The organism is Phreatobacter sp. AB_2022a (genome assembly GCF_026847585.1).
Lineage (GTDB): Bacteria > Pseudomonadota > Alphaproteobacteria > Rhizobiales > Phreatobacteraceae > Phreatobacter.
Window position 1 is genome coordinate 1 of record NZ_JAPSET010000003.1, and the last position, 22,578, is coordinate 22,578.

General features: G+C 68.0%; 20 protein-coding genes. 5 read left to right on the forward strand and 15 right to left on the reverse strand.

Translation table 11 applies throughout. The features are described from left to right. The 3 genes from OZ671_RS02760 to OZ671_RS02770 form a co-directional block, all read right to left on the reverse strand. Positions 1-1,314, reverse strand: a 1,314-nt coding sequence (locus OZ671_RS02760) for an ABC transporter ATP-binding protein/permease (protein WP_268859307.1), incomplete at its 3' end; no start/stop codon positions are given. Between the two features lie 29 nt (positions 1,315-1,343). Beyond that, complete coding sequence (locus OZ671_RS02765; RefSeq protein WP_268859308.1) at positions 1,344-2,078, reverse strand: hypothetical protein; 735 nt, start codon at positions 2,076-2,078, stop codon at positions 1,344-1,346. A 103-nt stretch (positions 2,079-2,181) separates the two neighbouring features. Further along, positions 2,182-4,410, reverse strand: a complete 2,229-nt coding sequence (locus OZ671_RS02770) for a TonB-dependent hemoglobin/transferrin/lactoferrin family receptor (RefSeq protein WP_268859309.1) — start codon at positions 4,408-4,410, stop codon at positions 2,182-2,184. Positions 4,411-4,727: 317 nt separating this feature from the next. On the opposite strand from OZ671_RS02770, the gene OZ671_RS02775 reads away from it, so the two are divergent. Both OZ671_RS02775 and fumC read left to right on the forward strand, forming a co-directional pair. Then, on the forward strand, positions 4,728-4,913 hold the full coding sequence (locus tag OZ671_RS02775) for a hypothetical protein (protein WP_268859310.1): 186 nt from the start codon (positions 4,728-4,730) through the stop codon (positions 4,911-4,913). A 103-nt stretch (positions 4,914-5,016) separates the two neighbouring features. Next, entirely contained in the window at positions 5,017-6,408 is a 1,392-nt protein-coding gene (gene fumC / locus OZ671_RS02780; RefSeq protein ID WP_268859311.1) for a class II fumarate hydratase, read from the forward strand. Positions 6,409-6,682: 274 nt separating this feature from the next. On the opposite strand, the gene OZ671_RS02785 is transcribed toward fumC, so the two are convergent. From OZ671_RS02785 to OZ671_RS02805, 5 genes are all read right to left on the reverse strand, one after another. Beyond that, positions 6,683-7,183, reverse strand: a complete 501-nt coding sequence (locus OZ671_RS02785; RefSeq protein ID WP_268859312.1) for a RidA family protein — start codon at positions 7,181-7,183, stop codon at positions 6,683-6,685. A gap of 119 nt (positions 7,184-7,302) precedes the next feature. Beyond that, positions 7,303-7,785 carry a c-type cytochrome gene (locus OZ671_RS02790; protein WP_268859313.1) on the reverse strand — a complete coding sequence of 161 codons (483 nt, stop codon included), beginning with the start codon at positions 7,783-7,785 and terminating at the stop codon, positions 7,303-7,305. A gap of 38 nt (positions 7,786-7,823) precedes the next feature. Next, positions 7,824-9,395 (reverse strand): flavin monoamine oxidase family protein, encoded by a 1,572-nt coding sequence (locus tag OZ671_RS02795; RefSeq protein WP_268859314.1) that lies wholly within the window; start codon positions 9,393-9,395, stop codon positions 7,824-7,826. 279 nt (positions 9,396-9,674) lie between these two features. Further along, positions 9,675-9,875: a hypothetical protein gene (locus OZ671_RS02800; protein WP_268859315.1), complete on the reverse strand. Its 201-nt coding sequence runs from the start codon at positions 9,873-9,875 to the stop codon at positions 9,675-9,677. Positions 9,876-9,890: 15 nt separating this feature from the next. Next, positions 9,891-10,853 (reverse strand): 2-hydroxyacid dehydrogenase, encoded by a 963-nt coding sequence (locus OZ671_RS02805; protein WP_268859316.1) that lies wholly within the window; start codon positions 10,851-10,853, stop codon positions 9,891-9,893. A 235-nt stretch (positions 10,854-11,088) separates the two neighbouring features. Here OZ671_RS02805 and OZ671_RS02810 point away from each other — a divergent pair, with 235 nt between their 5' ends. Further along, positions 11,089-12,441, forward strand: a complete 1,353-nt coding sequence (locus tag OZ671_RS02810) for an Hsp70 family protein (protein WP_268859317.1) — start codon at positions 11,089-11,091, stop codon at positions 12,439-12,441. A gap of 48 nt (positions 12,442-12,489) precedes the next feature. Here OZ671_RS02810 and OZ671_RS02815 read toward each other — a convergent pair whose 3' ends face one another. Further along, positions 12,490-13,554, reverse strand: a complete 1,065-nt coding sequence (locus OZ671_RS02815; protein ID WP_268859318.1) for an AraC family transcriptional regulator — start codon at positions 13,552-13,554, stop codon at positions 12,490-12,492. Between the two features lie 104 nt (positions 13,555-13,658). On the opposite strand from OZ671_RS02815, the gene OZ671_RS02820 reads away from it, so the two are divergent. Continuing rightward, entirely contained in the window at positions 13,659-14,846 is a 1,188-nt protein-coding gene (locus tag OZ671_RS02820; RefSeq protein WP_268859319.1) for an alpha/beta hydrolase family protein, read from the forward strand. Positions 14,847-14,904: 58 nt separating this feature from the next. Here OZ671_RS02820 and OZ671_RS02825 read toward each other — a convergent pair whose 3' ends face one another. From OZ671_RS02825 to OZ671_RS02850, 6 genes are read right to left on the reverse strand one after another with little or no spacing between them, the layout of a single operon-like run. Then, a complete protein-coding gene (locus OZ671_RS02825; RefSeq protein ID WP_268859320.1) occupies positions 14,905-17,094 on the reverse strand; it encodes a N,N-dimethylformamidase beta subunit family domain-containing protein in 2,190 nt (729 codons plus the stop codon). A gap of 59 nt (positions 17,095-17,153) precedes the next feature. After that, the gene (locus OZ671_RS02830) at positions 17,154-17,864 is read right to left on the reverse strand and encodes an ABC transporter ATP-binding protein (protein WP_268859321.1); all 711 of its coding nucleotides are present in this window, start codon (positions 17,862-17,864) and stop codon (positions 17,154-17,156) included. Next, positions 17,854-18,630 carry an ABC transporter ATP-binding protein gene (locus OZ671_RS02835; protein ID WP_268859322.1) on the reverse strand — a complete coding sequence of 259 codons (777 nt, stop codon included), beginning with the start codon at positions 18,628-18,630 and terminating at the stop codon, positions 17,854-17,856. The genes OZ671_RS02830 and OZ671_RS02835 overlap by 11 nt, the downstream gene beginning before the upstream one ends. Beyond that, positions 18,627-19,649 carry a branched-chain amino acid ABC transporter permease gene (locus tag OZ671_RS02840; RefSeq protein WP_268859323.1) on the reverse strand — a complete coding sequence of 341 codons (1,023 nt, stop codon included), beginning with the start codon at positions 19,647-19,649 and terminating at the stop codon, positions 18,627-18,629. Before OZ671_RS02840 ends, OZ671_RS02835 begins: the two co-directional genes overlap by 4 nt. A 3-nt stretch (positions 19,650-19,652) precedes the next feature. After that, on the reverse strand, positions 19,653-20,513 hold the full coding sequence (locus OZ671_RS02845; RefSeq protein WP_268859324.1) for a branched-chain amino acid ABC transporter permease: 861 nt from the start codon (positions 20,511-20,513) through the stop codon (positions 19,653-19,655). 35 nt (positions 20,514-20,548) lie between these two features. Then, on the reverse strand, positions 20,549-21,775 hold the full coding sequence (locus OZ671_RS02850) for an ABC transporter substrate-binding protein (RefSeq protein WP_268859325.1): 1,227 nt from the start codon (positions 21,773-21,775) through the stop codon (positions 20,549-20,551). A gap of 190 nt (positions 21,776-21,965) precedes the next feature. Between OZ671_RS02850 and OZ671_RS02855 the strand changes: the two genes are divergently transcribed. After that, the gene (locus OZ671_RS02855) at positions 21,966-22,556 is read left to right on the forward strand and encodes a TetR/AcrR family transcriptional regulator (protein WP_268859523.1); all 591 of its coding nucleotides are present in this window, start codon (positions 21,966-21,968) and stop codon (positions 22,554-22,556) included. Positions 22,557-22,578: the final 22 nt, after the last annotated feature.

The following is a 22,578-nucleotide window of genomic DNA, read 5'->3' on the forward strand; positions in this document are numbered from 1 at the left end:
CAGGTAGGCCTGCTGCGGCAGGAAGCTCATGCCGCCGGCCGGCGTCTCGATCCGGCCGCCGCCATGGCGCCAGAGCCCGGCGAGCGCGCGCAGCAGCGTCGACTTGCCGAAACCCGAGGGCGCCTTGATCCAGACCGTCGTGCCGCGGGCGAGGACAATGTCGCCGGGCGCTGCGATCGCCCGGCCGTCCGCCGCCGCGAGCCGCAGGCCGGTGAGGCGGAGGCCGCCGTCCGGCGACGCCTGCACGGCAATGCCCGACGGCGCCGCCCCGGCCGCGCGGACGGTCGCGGCGAACCGGTCGAGGCGCGCCGCGGCGGAGGCGAGTTCGGCCAGGTCTCGATAGGAGAAGATGAACCAGGACAGCGTGGTGACGACGTTCTGGAGCGCGCTCGCCAGTTGCATCAGCCCGCCGAAAGTGACCTTGCCGGCGAGATAGGCCGGCAGGGCCAGGAACAGGGGAATGCGCAGGACCGTGCGGAAATAGGGCCGGCCGAACAGGCCCATGACGAATTCGCGCCGGGCGATATCGCGCCAGATGCCCGCGACCGCGCGGAAGCGCGCGTCGAACAGCCGCCGCTCGGCCGTTTCGCCGCGGGCGAGCGCCACCGCCTCGCCGCTCTCGCGGAATCGCGCGAGGGCAAAGCGGAAATCCGCCTCGGCCTTCTGCTCGGCCACCTTGAGCGGCACGAGCGGGGCGCCGAGCCAGTGGGTCAGGCCGCTCGCCAACGCGACATAGATCGGTGCCGCCCAGACGAGATAGCGCGGGATCGCGAGGTCGAAGCCGAACAGGGAGAAGGCGAGCGAATAGGTCGAGAGCTCCCAGAGGATCGCCGCATAGGAGACGAGCGCGACGATCTTGACGATCAGTTCGGCCGCCTCCGTCGTGAAATGGTGGACGAAAATGCGGCAGTCCTCGGCAATGCGCTGGTCGGGATTGTCGAGGCCCGCGCGGTCATGGTCGCGCAGATGCCAGAAGGCGCGATCGGCGAGCCAGAGATCGAGCATCGCCGCCGTCAGCACGGAGCGCCAGCGGATCTGCAGCATGCGCCGGATGTAAGCGGCGGCGAGATCGGTCACGGCGAAGAGCCCGACCAGGACAAAGAAGATGCCGGTCTGCTGCAGCGCCGCCTCGACATGGAGCTTCTGCAGGGCGTTGTAGAAATCCGCGGTCCAGCGGATCAGTCGCACCGCCAGATGGATCTCGATCAGCCCGAGGGCGAGCAGGCAGGCGAACTGGACGATGCCCGCACGCCCGCCCGGCCGCAGGGCGCAGACGAGGGCGAGGCGCCAGATCTGAGGCAGGCTTGTCCGCATGTGACGGCCCCGCGTATCGGCGACGATCGTCAGGCTTCGGCAAAGGCCGCAGCCGGCCCGCTGAAGACGAGCCCGAGGCCGCCGCCGCCGGCCGCCTCCGCGCTCAGGGCGACGACGTCCCCGGCCTCGTCGCGGCGCCAGCCTGCGACCGCGTCCTCCTTCAGGTGCAGATGGAAATCGGGCAGCAGGACGTTGAGGAAGCCCATGGCCGGCTTCACCTCGCCGATGATTCCAGTCCAGCCCTGTTCGAGGCCGTGGCAGCGAAAGCGCACGCTGACCGGCTGTCCGGCCGCCGTGACGCTCGCCAGGAGCCGCGCCCCGGCGTCGACGCCTTCCGGCAAGGGCTCGGCCGCAGCGGCGGGCGGTGTCTGCCGCGGCGGCTTCGCCGGCAGCGCCTCTCCGGGCCCGAGCCGGTCGAGTGCCGCATCGAACGGCTCGAGGCCGTCGAGGCCGATCAGACTGAAGGCGGTGGCGCCTTCGCCGTCCTGGAGCTCGAGTCGCGGCAGGACCCGGTCCTTCATGCGACCGGTCCGGTCGGCGACGACACGCACGATGACGCCAAGGTCAACGACCGCGTCGTGCATCGCGCCGGACAGGACGAGGCGCCCGTCCGCCTCGGTGACGGCGCCCACCGGGCCCATCCTTTCGTGGATGACGCCGCCGGCTGAAGCCGACAGCATCACGCGGCCCATGGCCGTTACGGTCGCCACCGCCGCGGCGACGCTGCCGGGCAGGATTTCACGGGCGTGTTTCACAGGGGTCATGGCTCGCTCGCTGAACGGATTGAGAAAGAGGGGGGCCTCCCATCGGAGAAGGCCCCCCAGTTTGCGTGGCGCGTGGCTCAGGCGCGCCGCCGCCGATCGGAGGTCAGAAGTCGGCGGTCGCAGAGAACTTGAAGGTCCGGCCCGGCGCGACCTGCAGCTCCAGGGGATTGGTCTGGGCGACCGCCGCGGAGGCCGGTACCGCCGTGTAGGCGCCGTAGAGGTTCTGGAAGTAGCGGGTGTCGAAGATGTTCTGGACGCCGGCCCGGAAGGTCAGGTTGGGCGTCGGGCGCCAGTTGATGAAACTGTCGAGCACCACATATCCGCCCGGGCGATAGATGCTCGGCGTGCTGGTGCGGGTGAGCGGCGCGCCGAAATTGGCGACGACCTCGCCGTCGATGTTCCAGTCGCGCTTGTACCAGCGCAGCCCGAGGGTCGCGTTGAACGGAATGATCGCGTCGAAGGCGGTCTTCGGCGACGTCGGCGTCTGGCGCTGCTCACCAAACTGGTAGGACAGGCCGCCATTGACCACGAGATCGTCGGTCAGCCGGTACTCGGCCGAAGCCTCGACGCCATAGATGGTCACGCTCGACACGTTGACATTGGTCAGGTCGATCGAGCCTGGGAAAGGCGGCTGGAAACCGAGGATGAAATCCTTGTAGGTCGTGTAGAAGACGCCGACCGAAAACCAGCCGCGCTCGAACCGCCCGCGGAAGCCTGCCTCGTAGGATCGCGCCGATTCCGGCCGGAGGTTGGCGTTGGGGATGAGGCTGCCGCCACCGCCGGCACCGCCCGGCAGCGACAGGTAGAGCTGCTGGGCGGTCGGCATCTTGAAGCCTTCGGCGTAGCGGCCGTAGACCGAGTAGACGTCGGTCAGCCGAAACACCGTGCCGAGCTGCGGGATGAACCGGCTCGAGGTGATGTCGCGCGGCTCGGCGCCGGGCACCGGCCGGTAGTTCACGTCCGGCCGCGGATTGATGCGATAGTTGGCCCAGCGCAACCCCGGCGTGACCGTCCAGCGGCCGCCGAGAAGCTGGATCTCGTCCTGCAGGTAGAGATCGGCGCGCGTCGTATTGGCATTGGCGAAGTTGAAGCCCGAGCCGCGAGTCACCGAGATGACATTGCCGGTCGCGGCGTTGAACACCGTGTCCTGGCGGAAATATTCGGTCTTGGTGGTATCGCCCTGGAAGCCGTAGGTCAGGACGTGCCGGGCCGGGCCGGTCTGGAACCTGGAGGTGAGCTGTACCTCGCCCTGCAGGAAGTTCTCCCGGTAGTCGAGGATGGCGTTGGTCCGGGTGGTCGCGCGGGTGGCCAGATTGGTCAGAATGCGGTTGCTGTCGAGCCTGCGGCTCTGCGGCGAATAGGAGACGTTCCAGCGCACCGCGTCGAGCCAGCCCCAATGCGGCGTCCAGTCGTGGGCGAGCGCGATGTTGCGCCGCTCGAGCACCTGGTTGCGCTCATAGTCGCCGTTGCGCACGCGCGCCGCGCCCGTGCCGGTGACCTGGCTGCGGTCATAGATCTGCTCGACGGTCGCGTTGCGGTTGAAGATCTCCGCGGTCAACCGGAGCTCGTGATTGTCGGCCGGACGCCAGACCAGCTTGCCGAAACCATTCCAGGTGCCGGTGCTCATCGGATCGAGCTCGTTGCAGGGCAGCGTGCGGGTCGCCGGGCACCCCCAGATGCCGCCGTCGGCGCGCGCGGTCGACAGGGTCGGCTCGTTGGCGCCGCGATGGCTGACCGCGAAGATGCCCTGCAGGGTCGGGCTGAACTGGAAGGCGGCCATGCCGGTCTTGGTCAGCCCGCGGTCGAGACTGTCGAACGAGGTCTGCAGGCGCGCCGCCCAGGGCCGCTCGCGGCCGCGCAGGAGGTCGTCGGGATCCATCGTACGGAAGGCGACGATGCCGCCGAGCGCATCGGCGCCCCAGAGCACGGAGCCCGGGCCGCGCATGATCTCGACCGAGCGCATATAGGGCAGGTCGACGAGGTCGCGCGTGCCGTCGGTGATGCGCTCGATCACACGGGCGCCATCGACGCGGATCTGGACCCGGTTGCCGGTGACGCCGCGGATGGTGAAGCCGCCGAGATTGCGCCAGGGATCGGTGCCCGAGGTGACGCGGTCGACGCTGACGCCGGGTTCGTAGCGCACCAGGTCCTGGATGTCGCGGGTGGCGCGGTCATCCATGCGCTGGCGCGAAATGACGGTCACATTGGCGGGAACGTCGAGCCGCTGGCGCTCCTCGCGTGTCGCCGTCACCGTGATGTCGTCGGCGGCATCCGCCGCGCCAGGTGCCGGCTGGGCGATGGCCGCGGCCGTCGCCAGAACCAGGACAGCCATCGAAACCGACGCGCAAAGCGTCCCGTGATGTGGCCGTGTCATTGCCCCCAAACCCTTTCCAAGCGTCGTCGTCGATGCGCTGGCTGGCTTGAGGCGGGATGGCGTTCGGCTGGCTGGCTTGGCGGGCGAGGCCCACCACTCGGCCGGCTGGTTATAAAAGTTGATTTTTAGAGTCAACAATAAGTCCGCAACTGGCGCATGCCTGGCATAGCAAAAGCGCCGAACGGTAGTTTTGAATGATTTTCACTCGAAAATTCCGACAGTTAAGAAAAACACCTCCGGCTCGATCGAACGATCAGGACATTTCGAGATGGCGTATGACGTTCGACGCGGTGCCGCTCGTGGCGCGTCCCGTCCTGTTGCCGCGCCGCCCTCCGGACGTCATCGCTGGGCGATACGGCCAGCCGAGGCAGAATGTCGCAGCCCGGCAGTGCGCCCGCTCACAAGATCGCGCGCGGATGAAAACAGCCGTCGTGCCGGCCGACGTGCTGGCGTATCGTTGACCGACCGTGACGGCAGCGACAGGCCGGTCCCGGCCGGCACCCGCGTCCGGGCGGATCGACGACAGATCCAGGCCCCAACAGATCCAGGCCCCAAGAGACAGCCATGACCGAGACCCGCATAGAAACCGACACGTTCGGTCCGATCGACGTTCCTGCGGACCGCTATTGGGGCGCGCAGACGCAGCGCTCGCTGCACTTCTTCCGCATCGGCACGGAGAAGCAGCCGAAACCGGTGATCAAGGCGCTCGGCATCATCAAGCGGGCGGCGGCCGAAACCAACATGGCGCTCGGCCGCCTCGACCCCGCGATCGGCAAGGCCATCGTCTCGGCCGCCGACGAGGTCATTGCCGGCAGGCTCGACGACCATTTCCCGCTGTCCGTCTGGCAGACCGGCTCGGGGACCCAGACCAACATGAACGCCAACGAGGTGATCTCGAACCGGGCGATCGAGGCGCTCGGCGGCGTCATGGGCTCGAAGAAGCCGGTCCATCCGAACGACCACGTCAACATGAGCCAGTCGTCGAACGACACCTATCCGACGGCCATGCATGTCGCCGGCGCCATGGAGATCTCCGGCGCCCTGATCCCCGCGCTGAAACATCTCCATGAGGCTCTCGACGCCAAGGCCAAGGCCTGGGCCGACATCCTGAAGATCGGCCGCACCCACACGCAGGATGCGACCCCGCTCACCCTCGGCCAGGAATTCTCCGGCTATGCGCGCCAGCTCGAGCTGGGCATCGAGCGGCTGGAACAGTCGCTGCCGCGGCTGATGGAGCTTGCCCAGGGCGGCACGGCGGTCGGCACCGGCCTCAATGCGCCGATCGGTTTTGCCGAAGGCGTGGCGGAACGGATCGCGGCCCTCACCGGCCTCGCCTTCCGCACCGCGCCGAACAAGTTCGAAGCGCTCGCGGCCCATGACGCCATGGTGTTCAGCCACGGCGCGATGAGCACGGTGGCCGGCTCGCTGTTCAAGATCGCCAACGACATCCGCTTCCTCGGCTCGGGTCCGCGCGCGGGTCTCGGCGAGCTCGCCCTGCCGGAGAACGAGCCGGGCTCGTCGATCATGCCGGGCAAGGTCAACCCGACCCAGTGCGAGGCGATGACCATGGTGGCGACCCAGGTCATGGGCAACCAGACAACCATCGGCCTTGCCGGCTCGCAGGGCCATTTCGAGCTCAACGTGTTCAACCCGGTCATGGCCAACGCCTTCCTGCAATCGGTCAGGATCCTCGGCGATGCGGCGCGCTCCTTCGCCGACCACTGCATAACCGGGCTCGAGCCGCGGCGGGACAACCTCAAGCTCGGCGTCGAGCGCTCGCTGATGCTGGTGACCGCGCTCGCCCCCAAGATCGGCTACGATGCGGCCGCGAAGATCGCCAAGACCGCGCACAAGAACGGCACGACACTGCGCGAGGAGGCGGTTGGCGGCGGCTATGTCACGGAAGCCGAATTCGACGCGCTGGTCCGGCCGGAAAAGATGATCGGACCGTCCTGAGGCCCAAGGGCGCCTCGCGGCACGGCCGGCCGCGGTTCGAGCCGCGCCGGGGGGCGCGCGGCCACCACACCATGAGGGACGAGCGGCACGGCGGCAGGACTGCGCATGAAGCCGTGAGCGTGACGCGCATGACCACGCCCCGATGCCACATGGTGAGGTGCGGGCCGAAGGCGAGCCTGGAACCACGGCAAAGCCCGATGCAGCGTGCCTCAATTGCCGCATGAAAAAGGGGCGGTCGCCCGCCCCTTCTCTCGACAAGCCGCAAGGTCGGACATCACGGACGGACGGCCGTCACCTCGATCTCGACCAGCCAGCCGGGATTGACGAGGCCGGCCACCTGCATCACCGAGCGCGACGGCAGGTTGGGCTGCTGGGCGGTGCCGAAGAACTGGGTATAGCCCTCCATGAAGCCGGCGAAGTCCATCCGGTTTTCCTTGTTCGGATCGGCGACCAGGAAGACCTGCATCTTCACGACGTCCTTCATCTGCAGGTTCATGCGCTGCAGCGCCTTCTCGATCGCCTGCAGCACGCTCACCGTCTGCGCCTTGGTGTCGCCGAAGGCGGCGACGCTGTTGCGCGGCGCCTGCTCGTTGGTGACCTGCGGCACCATGCCGCTGACATAAACCGTGGTCCGGCCGGCCGGCACTTCGACAGCGGCGGCGATCGGAAAGTTCGAGCCGGGCGTGCGGTGGCGGATGACCTCCTGGGCCGAGGCGGCGCCGGCGGCGAAGAGGCCGGCGGCAAGCGCCAGGGCGAGGCTGGTTTTGGCGGACATGGACAACTCCCTTTCATGAAAAGAACGGGCCATGGCCGTTGCCGGCATAGGCCCGCGGTGACGTGCGAAAAAACCGGGCGAAGCCTCTTCACCCGGTGAATTTGTTCAGTTTGCGGCGGCTACTGGCGCGCCGCCTTGACGTCCTCGGCGGTCACCTGGTCGGTGTAGCTGTTGCCGAAATTGCTCCTGATATAGTTGACCACCGCGGCCACCTGGGCATCGTTCAGCTGGCTGCCGAAAGCCGGCATGGCCTTCTGCCCGTTGACCACCAGGTAGACCGGATAGCCCGAGGCTTCGAGCTTGGCATTGTTGGCGAGCGCGGGATAGGCGCCCGCGCCGACCGCGCCGCGGCCGCCCGGCATGTGGCAGCCGGCGCAGACGTAACGGTAGATGTCCGCGCCGTCCTGATAGGTGAACCGGGCCGGGCTGGCGAACAGCGCCGCCGATTGCGGATCGGCGGCGGGCTGCGTCTGGGCCGGCGCCCGCGGATGGGGCGGCGTTTGCGAAGGAACGGTGGACTGCGACAGCGCGACCTGGCCGCCGGCGGCGAGCAGAACCACGGCGAGGCCTGAAATCAGCGACGTCTTCACTGACGGGATCATGGTGAAACCCTCTTATCACATGACAATGACGGCTGAGCTCAGCCGGCGACGACGCGCTTGTGCAGGCGGGTGATGGCATCGAGGGCCGAGAGGATCGACCCCTCCTGCCAGGCGGGCAGATAGGAGGCGTGCTCGCCGGCCAGCATGATCCGCCCGTCGAGCGCGCACAGGTTGTTGTAGTGCTGCTTGCGCGTCGCGTCGGTCCACAAGGCGTAGCAGCCGAGCGTCCCCGGCTCGCGATGCCAGCCGACCGATATGCCGTTCAGGAATTCCCTCTGATATTGCGGATGGATCTGCGCGCCGTATTCGAGGGCCTTCTTCAGGCGTTCGGCCGGCGGCAGCGCCGTCCACTCGTAGGAGTTGGCACCGAAGGCATAGCCGCCGAGCAGCACGCCCTTGCCGGTCCGGAAGAAGTTCGTCGACGGATACTGGATCATGGCGATCGGCAGATTGGTATAGCTGATGCCGCCATAGATCTGCTCGTCCTCCTCCCAGAACCGGCGCTTGAACTCGAGGCCGATCTTGAACGAGGCGGCATAGGGCGGAGCATCGATCGCCGCCTTCATGGCCGAGCCGACATTGATGTCGATCTGGGAGAGCACCGACAGGGGAATGGTGCACAGGCAATAGTCGGCGGTCGCGGTCTGCGGCCGGCCCCCCTTCTTGGCGTCGACATAGGTGACGGTGACGCCGCGATTGTCCTGCTTGATCGTGGTGACCTTGGCGTTCAGCTTGATCAGGCGGCCGACCTCGCGCTGGAAGGCCTTGCTGATCTGGTCCATGCCGCCGACCGGCTGGAAGATCGCCGACTGGAACTCGTAGACGCCGCCGGTCTGCATGCGGTTCCACAGCCGTGAGGTCACGACGTCCTTGAAGCTGATCGGATCGGACGGGATCGGCTCGCCCGAGAGACCGCCACCGGGATCGCGGTCATAGCCGCGCCGGTCGCTGGTCAGGTCGTTCTTGACATAGCGGTAGTTGGCGTCGAGCGCGCCCCACTGACGCAACGCCGCAAGCAGGACCTCCTTGTCCTCCTTGGTCACCGGGTCGTCCAGCTTGTCCTGGTTGACCGCCTTGGCGAGCAGTTCGGTGACGCCGCCCTGGAAGTCCGAGAAGATGTGGCGGAAACGCTGCGGCTTGCCGCCGAACGCGTCCTTGTTGTGCATGTAGGCGTTGTAGTTGACCTGCGTGAACGACTCCATCTGCACGCCGAGCCGCTTGCAGTAGTCGAGGATCGCATGGTGGTTGTAGGGAATGCGCCAGGGGCCGGGATTGATGTAGTTGCCGCGCTCGAACTCGCATTTCTGCTCGATGCCGCCGAGCTCGGTGAACTTGTCGCCGCCGCGCAGCGTCCAGTTCCGCCCGCCGACGCGGTCGTGATATTCGAGCACCTGCACCTTGTAGCCGGCCTTGCGCAGCTCGTAGGCCGCCACCAGCCCGGCAAGGCCCGCGCCGAGGATGAGCACGGAAGCGCCGCGCACATTGCCGTCGAGCTTGATCGGCCCGGTATAGGTCGATTCACCCGCATGCCCGAGTGTGGTCATCGCCTGGTACATGGCGGCGCCGCCCGCGGCCGCCCCGATCAGGTTCAGCAGGTTGCGCCTGCTCATCCCTGACATCTCTGATTCGGACATCGTTTGCTCCCAATTCTCACCAACGACCGGAAGTTGCCGCGCCTCCACGCGGCAAGGGGGAACCGCCAGCCGGAAGGGTGATTAGAGATCAAAGCACTACGGCCGTCAGCCAGTTTGGTATGATTCTTTGTTATGTTGGGCGTGAAGGACTGTCATAGCGGCCTCGGCCCGCACATGGCGCCACGCCCACATAGCGGCAGACTCGGCCGGCCGCGTCCTGCACAGTGCATCCAAGTATTTGATTTTACATCGCAATCAAATTCCTGCCACTGATCGTGAGCGCGACGGCCAGCTCCCGAGATAGGGCTGCGGGGCAGCTGCGACGGACGGTGCGATCTCGATCGTGTCGAGCCTCGCGCGCCGCCCGGGCACGTGGACACCGGCATCGGCGAGACGCGCCGCCAGGGCCGACAGGCGCCGGGCCCGATCGGGCGCCGCCGCGATCGACATCGGCATGATCCGGACCTCTCGTCAGGCCACGCGGTTGGGCGGGTCGCGGCCGTCTGCAAGCGCTGTGAGCCCGTCGATCAGCGTGCGCCCCATGGCGCGCCGGCTCTCGACGGTCGACGAGCCGATATGGGGCAGGAGGAAGGCATTGGGCAGGTCGAGATAGCGCGGGTCGAGCTTCGGCTCATTGGTGAAGACGTCGAGGCCGGCGGCGCGGACGTGACCGCTCTCGAGGGCGGCGATCAGCGCGTCGTCATCGACCACCGGTCCCCTGGCAATGTTGACCACGAGGGCACCCGGCCGCATGGCGGCGATGCGCTCGGCATTCAGGAAGCCGCGCGTCTCCTCGGTCAGGGGGCAGGCGATGGCAAGCGCGTCGATGGCGCCGAGAAAGGCCATCGCGTCGGCCTGATGCACCGCGCCCTTGGCAAGCTCCGGCGCCAGGGGCTTGCGGTTGTGATAGGTGATCTGCATGCCGAAGGCCCGGGCGCGCTCGGCAATGCCCTGGCCGATGCGGCCCATGCCGAGAATGCCGAGCGTCTTGCCGGTCAGCTCGACCCCGACGAGCTGCGTCGGCGACCAGCCCTGCCAGGCACCGGACCGGATGAGATCGATGCTTTCGGTCGCCCGGCGCGCGGCGCCGAGCAGCAGCAGCAGGGCCGTCTCGGCGACCGCGTCGGTCAGCACGTCGGGCGTATGCAGCACGGCGAGGCCGCGCGCGCGGGCGGCGGCAAGGTCGATATGGTCGAGGCCGACCGAATAGGTCGCGATGGTCTTGACGGAGGCCGGCAGCGCCGCAATGAAATCGGCATCGACCGGCGTCATGGCGAGCAGGATCAGCGCATCGCGCCCGTCGAGCCGCGCCACCAGTTCCGGCAGCGGGCGGGAGCGGGCGTCGGCCATGAAATCCGCGTCGAGATGGGCGGCGATATCCTGCTCCACCTCGTCGGGCAGCTTGCAGGCGACCAGCACGGAACAGGATTTCATCGACCGACCCTTCCCTCGACAGCATCAATATGGCTGCCTCCCCTCTTAAGGCGGCCGGCCGCGGCCTGCGACGCCAGGAATGCATTGCGCCTATTTCCAACCTCGCCCCGCCCGTCCCCCGACCGACGGCTTGCTCGCCAAAAAACACCGCGGCACTGGCTTCCGTGCCCGAGTTCGGCTAATGCAGCCGGCCGCTCTTCGCCCCAGAGCCTTCCCAGCCAGGACATCCCTGCCCATGTCTGCCCGCGGCCAAGACATTTCGGTCAGCAACATTTCGGTCGGCAACATTTCGATCGGCGTCGATTTCGGCACCAGCAATACGGTGGTGGCGCTCGCAACCCCCGACGGCCGCGCCGAGGTGATCCGCTTCGCCCATGGCGGAGCCCGCCTCAGCGCCTTCGTCACGGCGCTCTGCTTCTGGGAGGAGCGGCGCGGCGCAGGCTCGCTCGGCGTCAAGGTGGAGGGCGGTCCCTGGGCGATGGACCAGCTCATGGCCGGTGGCACCGCCCATCGCTTCATCCAGTCGTTCAAGACCTTCGCCGCCAGTTCGAGCTTCCAGGAAACGCGCATCTTCCGGCAGCGCTACCGGTTCGAGGACCTGCTCTTCACCTTCCTCAACACGGTGGTGCGCCATGGCGAAGGCGCCTTCGACTTTTCCGGCGCGCGGCTGATCGTCGGCCGGCCGGTGACCTTTGCCGGCAGCCATCCCAACGAAGCGCTCGCCATGGAGCGCTACGGCCATGCCTTCGGCCGCCTCGGCGCCGCCAGCACGGCCTATGTCTACGAGCCGGTGGGCGCGGCCTTCTTCTATGCGCGCCGGCTCGACCATGACGCGACCGTGCTGGTCGCCGATTTCGGCGGCGGCACCAGCGACTTCTCGGTCATGCGCTTCGAGCGCTCCGGCGGCATGCTGAAGGCCGAGCCGCTCGGCCATGCCGGCGTCGGCATCGCCGGCGACACGTTCGACTACCGCATCGTCGACCGGGTCGTCTCGCCGCGGCTCGGCAAGGGCTCGAGCTATCGCTCGCTGGACAAGCTGCTGACCGTGCCGAACCATTATTACGCGAACCTCGCCCGCTGGCATCAGCTCGCCATGATGAAGTCGAACGGCGATCTGGCCGGGCTGAGGGATCTTGCCAAGGTGGCGCTCGACCGCGAGGCGCTGGAAGCCTTCATCGACATCGTCGACTACGATCTCGGTCTGGCGCTCTATCGCGCGGTCTCGGCCGCCAAGGTGACGTTGTCGAGCGAAGAGAACGCGGCCTTCCGTTTCGCCGAGGAAGGCGTCGAGATCGAGGCTACCATCACCCGCCGCGACTTCGAAGCCTGGATCGCGCCCGATGTCGCGCGGATCGCCGCGACCGTCGACGAGGTGCTGGCGAAAGCGGGCGTCGGAGAAGCCGGCATCGAAAGGGTGTTCCTCACCGGCGGCACCTCCTTCGTGCCGGCGATCCGCAACCTTTTTGTCGAGCGCTTCGGCGCCGCCAAGCTGACCAATACCGACCAGTTCGAATCGATCGCCTCCGGCCTTGCCCTGATCGGCCAGGACGCGGACGGCGCGCGCTGGGCGGTCGGCCAGGCGGCGTGAGGCGTGGGTCAAGCGTCGCCGGCAGGTGCCGGGGCGGCGCGACGCGCGTCATGACGTCGAAGCCTGCGCCATTCTGCTCGGTGCCACCGCGAACCAACGCTGCGCTGCCCGGCTGAACGACGCCTGTTCGCTGTAGCCGAGCATGTCGGCGATCTCGCCCATCGTTCGCCCGCCTTGCAGAATGAGTTCTTTCGCCCGGGCTTTCCGCTCCGTATCGAGAATGCTCTCGAAGGTCGTATTCGCTGCCGCGATGCGGCGCTGGAGCGTACGGGCCGACATGCCAAGCGTCTGCGCGACGATCCGTACTGTCGGCACGCCGCGACGGATCAGCCCTGTTCGCAACTCGGCCGCGACCCTGGCGATGATGTCGTCCACGGCCGGGAGAGCGGCAAGGTCCTGGTCCGCCAGCGCATCGAGATAGTCGAGCACATGCGTGCTCGCCGGGCGTCGTACCTCGTCCACCCGGTTGCGGTCGAAGATGATCTGAGAGGCCGGCGCGTCGAACGAAACGGCCGCGCCGAACACGGCTCGGGCAGGATCGATGTCCAATGGCGCGGGGCAGGCAAAACTGGCCCGTTTCGGCCTGAGATTTGTACCGAAGGCTCGCGCCGGTATGAGCGCCAGATTGCCCATCGCCCAAAGCAGACCCGACGCTCGCGCGCCCTGTGCCGCGCCGGCCGCCGCACCGGCCAGGGCATAACCGACGGCGACATCGGAACCGGTCATGTCGACGGTGATCGACACGCCCTGATGACTGAGACGTGCGTAGCGCGCGACATGGTCAAAGGCGTCGAGCAGCGTCGGGGCGTGACGCAGCGCTTCGCCAAGCACCCCGAAACCTCCGATGTCCGCATGCAGCGCCAGCAATGCGCCAACGCCGTGATCGCCGTTCGCGCGTTTCAGAACGGCATCCCAGACCGACATAAGCGCGTGCTCGGGCAACCGCGACGTCCGGCCTTTCGCCGTCGGGGGCCCCGCGATCAGCCGGCCGCGCGGAACGACAGCCACGTCATCCCGCGCAACCCCAGCGGCCACCGCCGCGGCCACCACGGCCTGGATCAGGTCTCCGGAAACGCTTGCGCCAGTCCGCCATGGGGAAGAGGCTAATCGCATTGGCGCATGACGTTAAATGATCGACATGCGAAGGCAAGCGCCGGCCGCGCTCCCGCGCCATGATCCGCTCGAGCTCCGAGGGGCCTTGCAGAGGACAGAGGCAGATGGGATCGATAGTACAGAACCCGGCGGGCGGCGATGCGCACCGGTTTTTCAAAGACCAGACCTACCACTTCCAGGCACTACGCGTGCTTTCGGATGTCCCGTCCGGCGGGGCCGACGTTGCCGAAACTCTCGAGGCGATCGGCCGGATTCGCGAGGGCGATCCGATCGGTTGGCACGACGCCTGGGCGGCAACCGCCCGTCGCAATTCAGCGCGTGTCGACGCCTGTCTCGATCCCGTCAGCCGCGGTCTTGCCTATCTGCGAGCGCATACCTACTGGCGAACTGCCGAGTTTCTTCTGAAGCCGGAGGACGAGCGCAGGCCCAACGCCTGGGCCGCACAAATAGAGGCCTTCGATCAGGGACTACGGGCACTCGGCATCGCTCACACGCGTTTCGAAGTTCCCTACGAAGGCGGCAGCCTGCGTGCGATCCATTATCCCGGTCCTGCCGGATCGCATGCCAAGCCGCTGGTCGTCATGGTCGGCGGCTACGATTCGACGCTCGAGGAGCTCTATTTCGTCCTGGTCGAGGCCGCCCATCGACGCGGCTACGGCGTTCTCACCTATGAAGGACCCGGCCAGGGCGCGGCGCTGCGCCGTCATGGACTGACGTTCACCCATGAATGGGAGAGACCGAACGCGGCCGTGCTCGACGCCTTTCTGTCGCGGCATCCCGCGCCGGCCGCGATCGTTCTCGTCGGCATGAGCATGGGCGGCTATCTCGCGCCCCGGGCTGCGGCATTCGACAGGCGGATCGATGGCGTCGTCGCCTACGATGTCTTCTATGACGTGGCCTCGGTGGCCGGAAGGTTTGCCGCGCTCGATGCCGACCCCGCAACACGCCAGATCCCAGGCGTCGTCTGGGCGATCGACAACGCTCGCTGGACGCTTGGCGTCACATCGGTCGACGGCATGATTGCCGGTTTCGCGCCTTATCGGCTGGAGGCGGTCGCCCATCGCATCGCGGCGGACGTTCTCATCCTCGCGGGCGAAGCCGACCATTTCGTGCCGCTCGAACAGGCCAAGGCGTTCGAAGCCGCCTGCGTCGCCGCACGTTCGGTCGAAACCGTGATGTTCGACCGGCCGTCGGGTGGCGCGGAACACTGCCAGCTCGGCGCGCCCACGCTCTGGCACGAGACCTTCTTCGATTGGATGATCCGGCGCTTCGGCGGCGCCTTGCCGCGCTGAGCACGCTTCGCCTGATCGCCAAGACGGCCAGGCCGCGCGCTGTGCGGCCCGCCGCCCGTCACCCGGCCGGCAGCGCCAGGAACCGCCTGAGTACGTTGTCGAGAATGCGCGAGACGTCGTTGTCGTCGCCGTTGTGGCAGAGGCTGCCGATGAAGGTGATCGATCCCGAGGCGAAGAAGGCGCCTTCGCCGGGCGGCATGCCCACCACCATATGCGCCTCGACGCGCGGGCTGGCGGTGAGTGCCAGCGTATGCGTCAGGATCTCCTCCGGCGCGAGCTGGAAGCTCGGGCCGTGGGCTTCCGACCGCGCCACGACCACCGTCCCCGGCGGCGTGCCGAGCATCTCGGCGACCTGGTCGAGCTCGAAGCCGGCGGCGCCGCCGCCGAACAGGCCGTAGTCGCCGATGACCTCGCCGCCGACGCCCTCGAACAGCCAGGCGAAATCGGCGTGCCGGGAGTCCGGGGTGCGCCGATAGAACGAGCCTTCGTACAGGCCCTGAATGGCGAAGCCGATGCCGGCGAGCATCTGCGGCGCCCGGTCGTTGCGCCGCCAGAGCCCGCCATAGGCGCCGTCGAGCTGCTGGTAATATTCGCCGACCCGGCAGGCCCAGGCGCGGATGCCGCTCTCCGCCCGCCGGATCTCGATCACATGAGGCAGGTCGCCGCGCCGTCCGATCCGCCAGTAGAAGCCGTTGCCGCCGAGATAGACGAAGTGCCCGCCGGCCTCGCGATAATCCTGCAGGGCGTTGAGCGACCGCGCCGTGTGATATTCCGGGTGGCTGCCGGTGACGACGATCCTGTAGTCCGAGATCGCCGCGACGCCCTCGTCGTCGAGGTCCTCGTCCGTGACGAGATCGAATTCGTAGCCCTGCCGGTGCAGCCAGGCGACGAGATGGGTGTCGGCGGGAAAATGCCGGAGCCCCGAGCCCCGCTGGTCCTCGAAGGTGAGATAGCCGGGCCGCATGGTCAGGATCGGGCGAAGCCGCGACGACAGCGAGATGCCAGACCCGTCGGAATGATAATTGTAGGTGGAGAGCGCGAAGTCGCCGACCTCGTCGGGGTTCCAGGGATAGGCCCCCCAGGCAGCCGCCCGCTCCTTCAGGCCGCCCCTGAAATTGCCGCGCGCATGATTGGCATAGGCCAGATAGGTGAAGGTCGAGACCAGCACCGCGATCGGCTTCCTGCGCCCCCCGCGCGGCGGCAGGACGAAGAACGGGATCGTATCCTTGCCCCGGTCGTTCTCGACCTCGACCGCATAGATGCCGCTTTCGAGGTCGGGAGGAATGGTGAAGCTGAGGCCCGGCTCCCATCGGCAGTCAGCGAGGTCGTCGTCGTGAAAGTGGATCGCACCGTAGTGCTCCGGCGCGTGGCGCCAGCAGAACTCGGTGCCGTCCCAGTTCGAGCCGCGTACCGCACGGGTCGGCACGTTGATCAGAACGCCGTCGCGCTGGCCCGCCCGTTCGGGAAAGGTCTGCCGGTCGATCGCGGCGGAAAAATCCCATTGCGCCAGGACATCCCGACCGCGCACGCCGAGCGCGCCGCCGGATTCGGCGAGCCTCGGCTCGCCGCCGCGGCAGAGCGCCGGCGCCTCGATCTGGCCGTTGAAGCTCGCCGTCGGGCGGCCGGTCCAGATCGCCGCGAAAACGGCCTGCGTCCAGCCGCGGCCGGCGACCGCGTCCGACAGCTCCAGCAGCTGCCGCCGGACCGGCCCCATGCCGCGCCGCGGATCGAGGCGGGCGACTTCCATTATGACGGCGGAGCGTCCGGGCGCAAAACCCAGCCCGACCGCCTGCCAGGCGCCGATGTCGATGTCGAGCCCGGTGTCGACGCGGCTCTCCAGCCCCTGTCGGCGGGTGGCGAGCACCAGGCGGCCGCCTTCGAGCCCGAGCGCGAAGGCGCTGTCGCCGGCATCGTCCTGCAGCGCCACGATGCTCCGCCAGTCGGCGTCGAGACGGGTCGGCCGGACATTGAGCACGAGCGCCATGGCGTCATCGGCGAGCGCCGGCAGGGGCGCCAGGGCGCAGGAGCCGATCGGCACGGGCTGGGCCTTGCCGGCATGGCGTCCGTCGATGGCGCTGGGAACGGGATCGATCCTGAGGCCGGGCCCCGCGGGATTGGGATCGCCGCAGATGATCCGGACCAGGCGGGCGTCGAACGGGCGGTCGTCGGCGGAGCTGACGTGGAAGGCGATCGTGTCGCCGGGGCGCCCGCGCAGCGGGTCGCAATAGCCGATAATGGGGGGCAGCATGGGGGGGATCCATCATGTCGGGCCCGGACGCCTGGCGCCGAGCACCGGGTTGACTGCGCCTAGTGGACGGCGAGATAGCGTTCGATGCGGGCGGCGTCCCGGCGCCCTTCCTCGGCGGTCAGGCTGTCGACCACCGCGCCGTTCTCCAGGACGATGATCCGGTCGGCGATGGCGAGCGCGAAGGCGAGGTTCTGCTCGACCAGGACGATGGAGAGCTTTTCGCCGCGCAGCTCCGTCAGGACCCGCGCCACCGACTTGACCACGACCGGGGCGAGCCCCTGCGAGGGTTCGTCGAGCAGAAGCAGCCGTGGCCCTGGAGCGAGGCCGCGGCCGATCACCATCATCTGCTGCTGGCCGCCGGAAAGCTGCGCGCCGCGCCGCCGGGTCAGGCCGCTGAGTTCGGGGAACCAGCCGAGAAAACGTTCCAGCGTGAACGGGGAACCGGCCCGGTAGCCCAGCATGATGTTCTCTTCCACCGTCAGGAGCGAAAAGGCATCGCGGGTTTCCGGCACATAGCTGATGCCCTGCCGGGCGATCCGGTGCGGCTTCTCACCGCTGATCAGCCGGCCGGCGAAACGGACCGTGCCCTGGCCGGGCGCGTTGAAACCCATGATGGTCCTGAGCGTCGTGGTCTTGCCCGCGCCGTTGCGGCCGAGGACGGCGACGACCTCGCTCGCGCCGACGGAAAAGCTGACGCCGAACAAGGCCTGGCTGCGGCCGTAGAAGGCGTCGACGCCGGCAAGGTCGAGCAGTCGGGGTTCAGCCTCCAAAATAGGCCTCCTGCACGGTCCTGTTGCCCTGGATGTCACGGGGGGAACCATGCGCGATCACCGCGCCGCGGTTCATCACCGAGATCTCGTCGGAGATCTCCATGACCACGCCCATATTGTGCTCGATCATGACGATGGTGAACTCGCCCTTGAGCGCCGCGATCACCCGCTTCACCTTCTCCGTCTCCTGGCGCGACAGGCCGGCGGTCGGCTCGTCGAGCAGGATGATCCGCGGCTCGGAGGCGAGCGTCACGGCAATCTCCAGAAGCCGCTGGTCGCCATAGGAGAGCTCCCTGGTCGGCACATCGGCGAAGTGCATCAGCCCGAGCCGGGCGAGGTAGGTCTCGGCATGGGCCCGCACGGCGGCATCGCGACCGGCGCGGCGCCAGAACACGAAGGCGCCGCCGGCGAGCGCCCGGTAGGACGCGACCCAGACATTCTCCCGCGCGGTCATGTCGAGATAGACGCTCGAGATCTGATAGGAGCGCGACAGGCCCCGGCGCGCGATCTGATGCGGCGCGAGCCGGGTGACGTCGGCGCCCTCCAGCCGGACGACGCCGGCATCCGGGCTGAGGTCCTTGGTGAGCAGGTTGAAGAGCGTGGTCTTGCCCGCCCCGTTCGGCCCGAGAATGCTGTGCAGGCGCCCCGCGGCGAAGGCCACGGAGACGTTGTTCACCGCGACATTGCCGCCGAAGCTCTTGGCGAGGCTTTCGCCGGCCAGAACCACCCGGCTCGCCGGAGATGTGATGCTTGCCCCGAGCGTCATGGCCGGCTCCACACGCGTCGGGCCGCCTGCCGCGCCCGCCCGGCGAGATCGAGCACGCCGCCCGGCAGGAACAGCATGACGACGATGACGAACAGGCCGAGCAGCAGCGGCCAGCGCGCCCAGACGAGGCTGAAGAGGCCCTGCAGCCAGATGAAGATCGCCGCACCGATGACCGGGCCCAGCATCGAGCGGGTGCCGCCGATCAGCACCATGAAGACGACATAGGCTGACGAGACCCAGTGGACGGAATCGATCGGCATGATCCGGTAGAGCATGCCGAACAGCGCGCCGGCGATGCCGGCGATCGCCCCGGCCAGAACGAAGGCCAGGAGCTGGGCCTGATGCACGGGATAGCCGAGCGAGGCGGTGCGGCGCGGGTTCAGCCGGGCGGCCGCCAGCACCATGCCGAACGGGCTGTCGACGATGCGGCGCAGCGCGGCCATGCCGGCCAGGAAGATCGCGGCCGCCAGCGCGTAGAAGGCCAGGTGGTTGTCGAAACCGAGCCGCCCGACGAGGGGCAGATCGAGCGGCAGGCGCTTGATGCCGGCGAGGCCGTCCTCGCCGCCCGTCACCGAATGCCAGGAATAGGCGATGTAGTAGACGAGCTGATTGAAGGCGAAGGTCAGCATCATGAAATAGATGCCGGTACGGCGGATGCTGAAGCCACCGATGACGAGCGCCAGCAGGCCGGCGGCGAGCGCCGCGGCCAGGAGCACGACCGGCAGCGGCGCGAGCCCGTGCACGGCAAGGTAGCCGGCGGCATAGCCGCCCACGCCGAAAAAGGCGGCCTGGCCGAAGGAATAGAGCCCGGCGGTGCCGATCAGCAGGTTGGTCGACATGGCGAACAGGCCGAAGATGACGATCTCGGTCGCGATGTTCACCGGGATTGCGAAGGGCAGCAGCGCGACGGCGGCAACCAGTGCCAGGCTCTTGGCGATGCCGGTGGCGTGCCGCGCGCCGCTCGTCGCCGCGGCGGGGCCGCCGGTGAGAACGGCTGCGGATTCGTGCTCTGAGGCCATGGATCAGCGCTCGCCGAACAGGCCTTGCGGCCGGATGAGAAGGATCGCGATCATCGCGACATAGATGACGACGGTGCTGGCGGAGGGCGCGATGACCGTCATCAGGCTCTGCACGACGCCGACAAGGACGCCTGCGACGATGGCGCCGTAGAGCGAGCCGAGCCCGCCGATCACCAGCACGACGAAGGCGAGCGCGGTCATGTCGCCGCCCATCGTCGAGGTCGCGCCCATCAGCGGCAGGGCCAGGGCGCCGGCAAGGCCGGCAAGCCCGGTACCCAGCGCCATGCCGAAGGCCAAAAGGAGGTCGACATTGATGCCGAGCGCCTGGGCCATGTCCGGTTTGTCGATGCCGGCCCGGATCGTCGCACCCAGCCTGGTTCGCTCGATCAGCAGCCAGACCGAGGAGATGACGAGCGCGGAGACGATGCTGGCGAAAAGGATGTAGCGCGGCACCAGGGTGAAGCCGAGATCGACCGCGCCCGAGAGCAGCGGCGGCGGCGCGGCGCTGAGCCCGATCGTGCCCCAGCCGATCAGCAGGCACTGCTCGATGACCAGGGCGGCGCCGAACAGGATGATCAGTTGCGGCAGGTAGTCGCCGTCCTTCACCCGCCTGAGCACGAGCCGGTCGAAGACCAGGCCGACGGCCGCGCTGCCCGCCCCGGCCAGAACCAGCGCGAGCGGAAAGGGCAGGCCCGCCTTGATCATCGAATAGCAGAGATAGGCGCCGAGCGCGTAGAAGGCGCCATGCGCGAAATTGGGGATGTTGAGCAGGCCCTTGATGATCGACAGGCCGAACGCCATCAGCGCATAGATCATGCCGATGGCGATGCCGTTGACCAGTTGGGCGAGGATGAGCCAGGTCATCGGTGCGTCCCGTTGCGGCGGCAGGATGGCCCGGCTCAGAGCGCCGGCATGGCCTTGCAGGCGTTGAGCGCGGCCGGCTGCGTCTGGGTGCTCGTCGCGACGATCTCGGCGAAATCGGCCGCTCCCTTCATCTCGGCCGCCGCCTTGCAGCGCACGACGAAATAGGGCCGCACGGTCTGATGGGTGGCCGGGTCGACCGACATGGGCCCGAGCACGCCGTCCCAGCGCATGGTTTCGAGCGCCTGCACGACGGCGCCGACCTCCACCGACTTGGCCGCATCCATGGCGAGCAGCAGCGAGCGCACGGTGTCGTAGCCATAGGCCGCAGCATAGCCCGGCAGGCCGCGATGACGCTCACGATAGAGCGCGACGAACTCCTTGTTCGCGGGCGTGTCGATGTCGGGATAGTAGTTCTGGCCGAGAATCATGCCGGCGCGCATTTCGGGGGCGAGCTCGGGCAGCTGGTCGACCTCGAGGGTCCACGGCCCGACCACGCTGATGCTTCCGGCGCCGAAGCTGGAGAACTGGCGGATGGCGGTCACCGCATCGGCGCCGGCGGTGTTGAGGAACAGGATGTCCGGGCGCGCGGTCACCACCTTGGTCAGATAGGCGGTGAACTGCCGCTCGCCGAGCGGATGATTGTCGTTGCCGACCAGCTCGAAGCCGAGCTCGGCGGCGGCGACTTGCGTATATTTCAGGAGCGCGTGGCCGAAGACGTAGTCGGCGCTGAGGCTGTAGATCTTCTTCTTGTCCGGAAACGCCTTGCGGACATGTTCGAGCGTCGCGCGCACGGCCGTGTAGGGATGGGCCGACCACTGGAAGGTGTAGCGGCCGCAGCGCGAGCCGGTGAAATCCTCCGAGCCGCCGGCGGCGTATTGCAGGAGCTTCTCGCGCTGGGCGACTTCGGATTCGGCAAGCCCGACGGCGCTCGAATAGGCGCCGAGGAAGAAGCGCATGCCGTCGCTGGCGGCCGCCTCCTGCACGCGCCTGACGCCGACCGCCGGCCGGCCCTCGTCGTCGCGCGTGATCAGCCTGACCGGCTGGCCGAGGATCTGGCCGCCGCGCGCCGCGACCGCGAGCGCCGCGCCCTGCCCGATCAGTTCGCCGGCGAAGGCGAAGGTGCCGGTGCTCGGGGTGATGAGACCGATCGTGACCGGCCTGCCCGCGGCGGCGCCCTGCCCCCATGCGAGCCCGATCGACGAGGCGGCCAGGGCCGGGCCCGCCGACGCCAGGACGGTGCGGCGCGAAATGGTCGATGCCATGCTTCTTCCCCCTTGGTCTTGGCGGAGCCTCCGAAGGGCGGGCGCGACAAGGCCTGTTCCGCAAGCGTTGCGCTTGCGGCCCTGCCTTCGATGCGACATCCCTTTCGCCGGGCTCCGTTTGATTTTCGTTGGTCGGATAAATACAATACGCACCGTTGCGTATGTCAATAAGGAAAAGAGTGTGACTGAGATGGTTTCCGTCCGTGCCGGCCGGCCGCGCGATCAGGCGGTCAATCGCGCCATCCTCGACGCAGCCCGCGACCTGATCGCGGAACAGGGGTACGGCAGCTTCTCGATCGAGGCTGTGGCGGCGCGCGCATCGGTCGCCAAGCAGTCGATCTACCGGCGCTGGGCCTCGCGCGGCGCGCTGCTGATCGACGTCTATATGGACGGCCTGGAAAGCGCGCGGCCACTTCCCGGCACCGGCTTCGGACCGGATTTCAAGGCGCTGATGAGCCAGACCGTGGAGCGGCAGCGCGCCGGCGCCTATGCCAATGTGCTCAAAGGCCTGATGATCGAGGCGCAGAGCGATGCCGACCTGCGCGCGCTGTTCATCGCCAAGATCGTCGCGCCCCGGCGGGAGACGCTGCGCCGCGTCCTCGTGCAGGGCAAGGAAACCGGCGAACTGCCTGATGGCCTCGATGTCGAGATGATGCTGGACATGACCTTCGGCGCCGTCTGGTTCTACATGATCGCGACGACCGAAGGCATCCAGAGCGATTTTCCCGAACGGGCGCTGAGCGTCTTCGAAACGCTGATGGCCGCGCGCGCCGGCCGCTGAAGCGCGGCGCGCGGCACGAACA